6 protein-coding genes are annotated in these 10,219 nt (G+C 65.7%); all 6 read right to left on the reverse strand.

Going from position 1 to position 10,219, the window contains the following annotated elements; all coding sequences use genetic code 11:
* Nucleotides 1-67: 67 nt before the first annotated feature.
* Nucleotides 68-2,599 carry a hypothetical protein gene (locus QQX13_RS02460; protein ID WP_301152387.1) on the reverse strand — a complete coding sequence of 844 codons (2,532 nt, stop codon included), beginning with the start codon at nt 2,597-2,599 and terminating at the stop codon, nt 68-70.
* 188 nt (nt 2,600-2,787) lie between these two features.
* Nucleotides 2,788-3,492 carry a protein phosphatase 2C domain-containing protein gene (locus QQX13_RS02465; RefSeq protein WP_301152388.1) on the reverse strand — a complete coding sequence of 235 codons (705 nt, stop codon included), beginning with the start codon at nt 3,490-3,492 and terminating at the stop codon, nt 2,788-2,790.
* Between the two features lie 4 nt (nt 3,493-3,496).
* Nucleotides 3,497-4,864 carry a hypothetical protein gene (locus QQX13_RS02470; protein WP_301152389.1) on the reverse strand — a complete coding sequence of 456 codons (1,368 nt, stop codon included), beginning with the start codon at nt 4,862-4,864 and terminating at the stop codon, nt 3,497-3,499.
* A 5-nt stretch (nt 4,865-4,869) separates the two neighbouring features.
* On the reverse strand, nt 4,870-7,485 hold the full coding sequence (locus QQX13_RS02475) for a penicillin-binding transpeptidase domain-containing protein (RefSeq protein WP_301152391.1): 2,616 nt from the start codon (nt 7,483-7,485) through the stop codon (nt 4,870-4,872).
* Between the two features lie 240 nt (nt 7,486-7,725).
* Nucleotides 7,726-9,003 carry a hypothetical protein gene (locus QQX13_RS02480; protein ID WP_301152393.1) on the reverse strand — a complete coding sequence of 426 codons (1,278 nt, stop codon included), beginning with the start codon at nt 9,001-9,003 and terminating at the stop codon, nt 7,726-7,728.
* Nucleotides 9,000-10,127 carry a pentapeptide repeat-containing protein gene (locus tag QQX13_RS02485; protein WP_301152394.1) on the reverse strand — a complete coding sequence of 376 codons (1,128 nt, stop codon included), beginning with the start codon at nt 10,125-10,127 and terminating at the stop codon, nt 9,000-9,002. Before QQX13_RS02485 ends, QQX13_RS02480 begins: the two co-directional genes overlap by 4 nt.
* Between the last annotated feature and the right edge of the window lie 92 nt (nt 10,128-10,219).

Consider the following 10,219-nt stretch of genomic DNA (forward strand, 5'->3'; position numbering starts at 1 on the left):
CAACCAGACGATCCCGTCGAGTCCGTCAGCGCTGAACCGGGCGTCGCATTGAATACATTCCGTGCGCTTACGAGGCATTGGCGTCCCCCGTCATATCGACCGGAGCATTATCAAAAAGCTTGATTCCCTGTGCCACGGACTGAACTAGGTCAGTGGCGAACCAATCATTGGTCAGCATGTTCCCGTCCGAGTCTGTTGCCCACAGCACCAATGACCACGAGTCATCGGTGGTCTCGCCTGCGAATTCTGCGATGACAAAGCCATCCCACTTGGGCACGTCCGCGCCGTCCTCGAACGTCCACCATGCCTGCCATGTGTCGGTCTCCCATGCGTAGGGTTCCTCGGTCTCTGGTCTTGCCGATGACCCCGCGGGCTGGTGGCGCAATGCCAACTGGAGCGACCGAATCTGACCCGAGTCGAACCCCTGCTGGAGGTAGATCGGCCAAACACAATCGGTCCACTCGAGGACCCTCGGTCTGCCGTCAGCGGCGAGTGGCACCTCCATGCTTTGAGCCACAGCGCCGAAATCGGCATCTGCGTCGCATGCGTCTCCAGCGGCAATTGAGTAGAGCGTTGAGTCGACGACGTCACTCGTCGCTCCCTCGATCGCTCCTAGCAGCACGAACACGTCGGCATCGATGGCAGACCGATCAGTCTCGTTGCAGGACTCTTCGACGACCTGCACGATGACATCGGTCGTGCCGATGCCCTCGACTGATGCGAGCGCCCGTTCGAATCGTATGCGGGCGTTGTCTGGGACGGATGTGAGGACGAAACTACGCTCACGACTGTAGCTGTCGTCGGGTCCGTCGCTCCATGTGGAGCTCTCCCACGTGCGACTGCCCGAGCCGTAGCGGACAGGGGTGCCACGCTCGCCATCGGGGACCAGCACCCGATCGTCGCCCGCCACAGCTTGTGCGTGCTCGGAGGGCGCATCAAGATTCTGGGATGCTGAGACGCTTGCAGCGACGCACTCGTACTTCAGGTTGCTCAGTTCGACCGCTCGTACGCCCTCGCCAACAACATCCGTGTCGCTCCCCTGGGCGGAACTGCTGGCAACTGCCCAAGCGGTGTCTGCCGCGTCCTCGATACATACGATCGAGGACGCGGGAACACCGGCAATTGGATTGGCGCACGCGAGACTCGCATCACTCGCATCAGCCACATCAGTCGAATCATCCGCGCTCTGCGCGGCGGAGTCGCGGACGCTCGTGAACACGTACGACGACTCTCCGAGCAGGAGCGTATCCAGCCCAGCGATGCCCACGACCATGACTAAGAGCGCGGCAATGCCAGAGTAGAAGGCCTTGACCATCCGGGCCGTCCACGTCGTCATGCGCCGCTGGCGTGGACTCCGCCGGATCTCGCGCACAAGCATTTCGCAGGCCGGCGCCAAGGCCACGAGCACGACCACCGTCATCGCGAGTTTGTGCAATCCGCCAATCTTGCTCAGCTGCCACGCCGCCACGCTCGTGTGCGCGGTCCACCAAGGCCAGGCAAGCGCGACCATAACTCCTACGACAACGATGGCCGGCACCACAGTGGCGAACCAGACTCCGAGCGGACGCGTCCGCGCACCGACCCTCAGCCGACGCAGCAGCGGGACGCGCGGCGGCGCGAAGTCCGCAAGCGTTGCCAGCAGGTGGTTCTCATTCAGCTCAGCGAGGGCTTCTTCGACTCGCAGGTCCTCGTGGGTGCGGACCTCAGACGCACCGTCGTCGCTCGCCTGAGGCAGAGCATCTGCCATTGCGCGGGCGTGGGACTCGACGATGTTGCGAACTTGCTCTCGATGTCCGTCGCTAGCGACCTGCTGGCGGCGCCATCCCGCATGGCCGTCAAGAATCGCGTTCAGGGTGGCCACCAAGGCATCGGTCGTCGCATCATTTGGCAAGGTGTCGAGGAGCCGATCTGCGGCGCGCTCCGGGAGACGCCAAGAACGGTAGGCGTGCGCGACGTGGCGCAGGTATTTCACCGGCTCCCCGGAACCTTCATACACCAGAGGAGTTTCGACTCCGCCCGTAGCGATCACGAACGCAGATACTGCGACGGCGTACGCCTCGTCCGGGAGGCCACACGGCCGCTCCCCACGGAGCACGTCAAGCGGCGTGACGAGATCCAACCCATGGGTCATGCCGTCGGTCTCTGCGGCGCCCGACGCGACCCAGGCGTGGTCGAAGTCGACGAGCGTCACGGTTGCCCGCCTGCCGCGAACAAGGTCGCGGGGGAGCAAGAGATTGTCCGGATGGCAGTCTCTGCTCGAAATGTCGACGCGCTCCGCCTGAAGGATCGCCTGCAACCCGTCGCGCAGGACGATCGCAGCGAGTTCCTTAAGCGCTTCGCGCTTCGCCTCGTCATCGAGGGCGTTTCCATCGCGGATGGCTTCAGCCTGTTCGAGCGCTGACTTCCCTAGTGCCTCGAGGACGAAAACGAGTTCCCGCACCGATCCTGGGTCAGCGGGGTCTGCGAGGTTGAGTATGCCGAAGCACTTCGCGAGGCGCGACGGATGCGTGGTGCAGTTTCTGAGCGCGCGGTACGCATCAAACTCCCGGCCTGCTTGCCGTCGAGCTTCCGCGTGAGCGAGGTCGAAGCGCTTTACCATGACCGGTCCGTAGATGGTCTCGAGTCCTGAGTCTTCCGGCCATTCCGCTGGCTGAATGCAGGTACCGTCGCGAAAGCCGCTGATGTCCTCCCAATCGAAGTCGACGACAGAATCGTTCGGGAATCGCGGGTGGGGCCGGAGAACAGAGTCTCGGGCGGGTGCGGGCCGCCCGCCGTTGCCACCTGTGGTCACATTTCCTCCACTACTGCCACCACGATCGTGGCGTTGTCTCCAAGGTCGCCCGATTCGCTGGGCAGGTGCTCTGCGGCGGCGAGCACGATCGCTTCGGGCGCCCGATGCCGACGCACCGCTTCAAGGAGAATCGGCATCGTCAAATACGGCAGGAAACCGTCGGTCGCCAGCACAATCACGTCTCCGGGGAGCGCCCGCTGCACTTGGATGTCGGCGGCACCCACGGGGCCGGACAATCCCATGAACCGCGTGAGGCGTGCTTCGTCGCCCAGGGCGGGCACCCCGCCCTGGAGTGACTCTTGCGCAGCGCGGTTGTGGGCGGCGCTTTGAGCGAGAATTGACCCCCCTCGGATCGAGGTGGCAACCGAGTCACCCAGTGAGACCATCCACAACATGCCCGTGGCGTCGACCGCCGCCGCCAGGAGCGTCGTAGCAGCTGCTGGAGTGACGTCTCCTCCCGAGTAACGGAACACCTCAAGTCCGCGTGCGACCTCGATGGCGGTCAGGCCTCCTGATGCAGGCGGCGACAGTACTCGTGCGGCGTGATCCACGACCGCGTCAGCTAGCGCACGCGCCTCAGAGCTCGAGCCTGCACCGTCGGCGAGCGCCACCACGTTCCTCGTGAGGAGGTATGTGTCGTTCTGACGAGTCCGGACACCCTTGTCCTGCACTGCACTCGAACTGAAGCGCCACCCGCTCATGAGTTCACGCTCCTTTCGAAGGCGTAGGAACGACGCCTCGCTGACGGAGCATTGAGAGTGCTCGACGCCGCGCGTCGGGACTCTGCATGGCCGCGAGAGCGCTGTCGTACTCGTCCTCGCCTTGGTGCGGGTCAAGGCCAAGGTAGGCACCGACGCTGCACCTCTCATCGTCGACTTCAGCGTCGCGGAGCACGCCGTACACGACGCGGACGAGTTCATGCATCTCTCGGAGCTGGCCGCCGCCGGGCCCAGCGGGATCCTTCCGCTTCTCAACCGCGGCGAGCATGGCACCGAGGTCCCGCGCTGCGCCCTCATCTCCGTAGAGCCGACCGCGCAGTTGTGAGTTGACCTCGTCGAGGAACTCGACGTGCAAGGCGAGGCGCATGCTCGCCCGATCAACCGAGTCGTGCGAGAGCGCCCCCATCTTGAGCATCTGTTCGCCGATGCGACCGAGGCGGACGACACCTCGATCCTCGATGTCGAGCCCGAGGTCGTTGACGGGGATGCCGAATCGCTGGCAGGCGTTGGTGAGGTAGCGGTCGACGCTACCTTGCCTGTACGCGGCATTGCTCTTGAGCCCGAGGACGCCCTCCATGAGCCGCACGACGGGCCACTCCTCGCCCGCTACTGCCCGGTACTCGGGCTCGAGGCGGCGCGCGGCGACCGCCCCCGAGATCGCCGTGGCGAATTTGGGCCTATTAACCTCGAGGTCATCGCGGAAGTCAGCGATTCGTCCCGTGTCGTCTCGCCGGGTAGGAATACGGCTCGACCGCTGAACGATCTTCGCTGCCAGGGGCGAGTCGCCCTCGTTGCCGATATCGCTGACGGTGCATCGGATTCGCTCGCCGAGAGTCGTCCCGCTACCGGTGACGTAGCCCGCGACAACCTCGTCGCCCGCGCCGACCAGAACCGACGCGCGCGAATCGAACTGGCCGCGCAGATCGCCGGCGCCTGTGCGATACCCGACCCTCCAATCGTCGTGATGAGCCTGATGGCTGGCGCGCGCCCTGGTGTCAGAGAGTTCAAGCACAAGCGCGATCCCGGGCGCCAGTCGCTCTCCGGGGCGTCCACGTCCGTCCTGCCCGAGGTACTCGATCACTACGGTGTGGCGCTCGCGTGCGACCCAGGGCTCGCTTCCGACGACGAGTGTGACGTCGGGTCCTTCAGCGATGGCAAGCTCAGGCTCCCAGGAGCCTTTCACCTTGCGCTCGAAGGTGAAAGTAGCGCGCCGCGGCCCCGCGACAGGACCCGGTTCGACCCGCAGTCGTCGCTCCGCGCCATCGACCGGTTGGCTCTCCCAGCACGAAGCCCGGGCCAGAGCCTCGATCCACTCGCCACGCTCGAATACTTCCAACGTCACGACGTACGGCACGGCGGTCAGAGCCCCTTCCCGCATGCCAGATCGGAGACCTCAGCCGGCATGCCCCCCAGCAGGTCGGCGATGGCTACTGTCGCTGGGTTCGCGCCTCCGTACGCGACATCACGAATCTGGACCACCGTGACCTTGTCTCCCACCACAGTAGCGGCCCAGTACACCACTCGTGAAGAGGAAACTTCAGCACTTACCTGCGCTGTTCCGCTCTTGCCTGCCACCGGGAACCCCAGGGCTCTGAGCGCCTGCATGGTGCCGTATTCGCCCGCCACTGCGCGCGTCATGCCGTCGAGAACCTCGCGCGCGACGTCTGCCTCAAGATCTCCCGAGCCGAGCACCTCTACGGCACTTTCTTGAAGTCCGCTTGCCGTGCACTTCCCTGCCACCAGATGCGCCTTAGGCGCGTCGCGTTCCCCGGCCGCGGCGGAGATGACGGACAGACTCGAAGCGATCGACAGGGGCGTGGCACGTACTGACTCCTGCCCGAAGCCCGTGCGTGCCAGCCCCCCCGCGGTGACGCTGTCGCTGATGCCGGACGTGACACCCGTGGCAACCCCCGCGTCGTACGACAGGGCCCGATCGACTCCGAATACTTCGCTGAGCGAGAGTGAGAGCGCGTCCGCGCCCATCTCGACTGCGAGCTGCGCGAAGACGGTGTTGCAGCTCTGCTCAAGCGCTCCCTGCACGCTCGTGTCCGCGCAGCGGGAGCCGTCGATGTTGCTCACGCGCTCGCCATTGACGACGTACTCGCTCGCGACGTCGCCACGGGTTACTACGCCCGCTTGCAGTGCAACCGCGGCGACGAGCGGCTTGAATACCGAGCCCGGAGCGACTGCTTCGTATGACACCTCGGACTCTGGAAGGTTCTCCGGGTCCCAGGTAGCTGGATCCGCGAGGCTCGTATCGACGAGCGCCAGAATCTCGCCGGTGACTGAGTCGAGCACGATCGCAGAGCCGTGTTGGCCAGCAAGCGAGTCTGCCGCGGCCTGCTGCCAACGCGAATCGATCGTCGTGACGACGTCCGCGGGCTCGCACCTGTGGGGCGTGACGGCGTCGGTCATCCAGTACCACCACTGTGAGTCCGCACCGCACGTGAGCGTGGCGCGCTCAGCTCGTTCCAGTCCCGCCGTGCCGCGGGTCCCGAAGGATGCACCGGTGACCGCGGCCGCTTGCGCCCCCCAGGGGTAGATGCGCTGCCCACGGCTGCCGTCAGCCGTATAGTTCGTGGTCGCCAGGACCTCACCATCACGGGTGACGATGTCGCCGCGTGCTCGGAAGTCGGAAAACGCCGCGCGCGGCGCGACGCTCACATAGCTGACGAGCGCGCCGACCAGCACGACAGCAACAAGCGCCGTCACGACGCGCACCGGCTCGTTGCTCGGTAGGGCGTCGTGTGAACTGGCTCTGTCCCCGACAGATGCCGCAGCGATGGCCACGGTGATCACGGTGGACATGAGCGCAGAGCCGGTGAAGGCCAGGAATGGCACGCTCATCCCGGTCAGTGGAAAGACACCCCACGCTCCCAGCGCCATCCACGCTGCTTGAACTGCTGCGCCGACGAGTAGTCCTGTCGACACGAAGTCCAACATGTGACGCGCCACATTCCGCATGATCAGCACCCTTAGGGAAACGAGCAGCGTGATCATCGCGACGACTGCAGTTGCCACGCCCAGGTCGGCATTGATCACCGCGACGGCGTAGTCAGAACGCGCCGCAGGAATCGATGCGGCGAGCGCGGAGCTCCCCCATCCACCCCCGACAAGGCCACCCTCATCGGCTGCCGCCTTAGCGATGGCGAGCTGGAAGCCGGGGTCCTCGACTTCATCGAAGCGCGACAAGGCAAGCGCCGCGGCGGTACGAACGGGCGCGACGTAGGTCCAGGCAACGGCGACAGTCAGAACCACTCCGGCGAGCACCGCTACGATCGGCCACTTCCGTCGTCGGGCCGGGACCCCAGAAGCGAGCACCCCGCCGACGACGGCCACCACGGTCACCAACGTCGGTCCGATGTCTGCGACGAGTGACAACACGATGTAGAGGCCGCAGATCAGGCCGGCAATATACACGCGCAGGCGGTCTGCGCTCGATCGGTACCGCAACGCGCCCGTCATCAAGAGAGACCACAGCACGATAGCGACCCCCACAATCATGATCCGAGTGAACTCGCCAACCTGGACCGAGAGCATGCCCAAGTCCAGGCGTCCGCTGCGGACATCGCCGCGCCACAGCGGCGCCACTCGAGCCAGCAGCGCGACCGACGCGGCGACAAGCGGGATCCACGTACTCATGGACGCATCGATGCGGGGCCGAACGTACGCCGCAGTCAAGGCGACCAATGCAAAGAAGAGCCCTGCGGCCAACACGAGCCTCGCAGCGGCACCAACCTCCACGGCGCCCAGCCTCAGCTGGACAGCCGCACCCAGGACCGCGAGGCTCCACAGGGCCGTCACGGGTCCGTGTGCTGCGCGCGCGAGCACAGTGAGCGACAATGCCGTGGCGACGACAAATGCTCCCGCCAACAGTGCCCTGCCGGAACCGTCAAGGTCCGGGACGATCAGGACCGCCAACGCACCCGGAACAATAGGCCATGCCCCGACGGCAGTCATCACTCTGTGCTGCATGAGCGCCCTCCTCTCGTTACATTGCGAGAATCTCGAGCGCACGGGTCAGTTGTCATCGCCGCATGCACCCCGGTGCACGAGCGCGCGGACATTGCGGGCTCGCTTCCCAAGAGCCCACCAACAAGCGAGCCCCACCGGGGATAGGGCGCTTGCCTCAAGGCGCTCCAACGGCTCTGCGACTTGTGTGCATGTCCAAGATTCGACGGCATCACGCGCGCCCGCCAGGCTGGCGAGCCTGCGCTACTTTGCCCCGGACCGGGCCGTGCCGGAGTCGCGTCGGAGCGGCACGGGGAAGCCGTCAAGAAGGAGATCGCCCATAGTGCCAACGCAGTCGTTGTCGATCAGGCCCTGCGGCGGAACCTCAGTAGTCGACCCCACGATGTTGAGGCCGATGACCGTCTCGCGGGACTCGTCGCCCAACCAGTCAACTCGTGCAGGCGGGTCGTCGCGCACCCAGCTCGGCCCGAGCGTGGCGTCATCCACGGACAGGCGACCAATGCGCGAATACTCGATGGTTCCGCCGTCCACCAGTGCGCCGTCAAGGCGAAGTTCGTCGATGTCACACTCGCGGACGGTGACCTGGTCCGCCTCCAACTCGGCTAAATCGCACGTCGAGACCCGGGCTCCCCCGAGGTGCAGGGCCTTGACCGTGAGGCGCTCAAGGTGAATAGCGACCCGCGCTGCCCCGTGATCCAAGGCCATGCCGAAGATAGAGACGTCTCCGTGGACCGCGCTCCATGAGATGTCCACGGCCGACAGCGCCGGCTCAAGATCGATCGACACTTCGCCCTTGAGGTCGGACCCGAGCAGCCCGACGAACGAGCAGCCGACCAGGCCGCTGATGCTGACGCCCTGCGTCGCGGTGAGGACGGGCAACCGGACGGCACCGATGTGTCCGGAGACTCGCACCCGTCCGCCGCGCACGGTCACGCCGACACCGTCAATGCTGTGACACCGGAGCTGATCGAACAGCGAGACCGATCCTGCCGCGCGTTCGGCTTCGAAGTGGAGGTCGCCTTCCTCGCCTGTGAGCTGGAAGTGGGGGCGGTCGTCGTCGAGGGTCGCGAGGTGCTCGGCGTCCCCGCACTCGATGGTCGCGTGGCTGAGTTCGACGTCACCGGCGACCCACGCCCCAGAAAGAAAGCGATCGCTTCTGATGTGGACCTTGCTGAGGTCCACGTCAGGCAGGTATGTACGAGCGAGCGTGAGGGGAATCTGCTGGTGGTCCCATCTGTCCCCGGAGCTGGCAAGGAAGCGTTCGCGTATCTGATGCAGGATCTCGCGCCGCACAGACTCGTCATCCGCGTCGAAGGCCGGCTCACCGTCAGCGTCCCGTCCGGGGTGGAGGCGCAAGTATGCGCACGCCAGGTCCATCACAGCCCGGCGTTCATGCGGGATGGCGTCCCCCCGGGCGAACAGGGACGATGCCGCCGCGATTCGCGCGGCCGCGCCGCCCGAGGCGAGGCGTGCGGCGATCGCCTCGGCCGCTGCATCGTACGTGCCAGGCGCTGAAGTCACCGCTCAGCCTCCCCCAACGTCGGCCAGACCTCTCCCCATGTGGTCGCGAAAGCACTGCTCGGCATCGAACTGAGGGGATCCAGCAGCCCCAACGGCGGCAATCCGAGGCTCACCGACTCGACCGTCCATGGCTCGTCTACACCGGGTCCACCGACGCTGAACCCATCGAGCGCCAATGACTCTGCCGAGACGTCGATCCAAGCGCTCGAGGCGGCTCGGGTGCCGGCGAGTCGGAGGTCACCTGACACTGTGCTGTGCGACAGCGCGAGCGTGTCGACGCGGCAGCGGTGCACCTCGAGGCTCGCACGCTCGTCGGACGCTGTCGCCGCGAGGATCACGCCACTGACCTCGAGGTCATCCAGCTGGCACCGTGACACCAGGATCGAGCCCGCCATGCGGACATCATGTAGACGGATGGCGCTGGCGTAGAGGCGACGCATGACGATGCGGGACTCGAGCGCAGGATCGCTGACGCTGAGAGCGTTGAAGTGCCCACCGATGACGCGGAGGCGTCGTGCAGCGACCCCGCGGACCTCAAGGTCGACTCCCCCGCAGTCACGGATCAGCACCTCTCCGCCCGAAGCCGCCAGTCCGTCCAGCACCATTCGTGTGGGCCACGTCGACTCCCACAGAAGGACTCTCCGTACGCTCGCGCCACCCAGCAGGGTGACTTGGTCCTGCTCGCGCGGCAGTCGGTGCTCCTTGCGCCCTTGCGCCTCGAAATGGCAGCCGACAAAGGTCACCGCACCGGGGAACGTCGCGTTCTTGAAGGGAGCGGCGGCGAGGAAGCGGATGTTCTCGAACAGCGGGTCAAGACCGAAGAAGCAGCCCTCGAACGACAGACGAGACTCGCCGATCACGGTGTGACACACCCAGTAGATGCGACCCCACACCTCCACCGCTACGTCGCGAGCCTGCAATTCGGCATCGAGATCAGGCCCCGACACGTCTGGCTCCGTACGAAGGTAGGCGAGAACGATGTCCATCGCGTCGGGACTGAACAGGGGCTGCCGCTCGGCGAAGCGCCGGATCTCGTCGAGCACGAGCGGTCTCGCCGCCGCGGGCGCCTGCGCAAGTGTCGACTCGAACTCCTCGAGCACGAACAACTCGGGATAGACAGCCATGAGCGCCCCTCTAGCAAAGCCGGCCACGCTCCAGCCCTCGCGCACCCGGCTTCCCCATGCTGGACCACCAGGCATGCGACACGCCAGGCCAA

The sequence above is a fragment of the Demequina lignilytica genome, from assembly GCF_030418375.1.
Taxonomy (GTDB): Bacteria; Actinomycetota; Actinomycetes; order Actinomycetales; family Demequinaceae; genus Demequina; species Demequina lignilytica.

Bases quoted from the DNA above. Each gene is read 5' to 3' on its own strand.
- QQX13_RS02460 (WP_301152387.1), bottom strand. From the start codon at position 2,599: ATGGTAAAGCGCTTCGACCTCGCTCACGCGGAAGCTCGACGGCAAGCA.
- QQX13_RS02465 (WP_301152388.1), bottom strand. From the start codon at position 3,492: ATGAGCGGGTGGCGCTTCAGTTCGAGTGCAGTGCAGGACAAGGGTGTC.
- QQX13_RS02475 (WP_301152391.1), bottom strand. From the start codon at position 7,485: ATGCAGCACAGAGTGATGACTGCCGTCGGGGCATGGCCTATTGTTCCG.
- QQX13_RS02485 (WP_301152394.1), bottom strand. From the start codon at position 10,127: ATGGCTGTCTATCCCGAGTTGTTCGTGCTCGAGGAGTTCGAGTCGACA.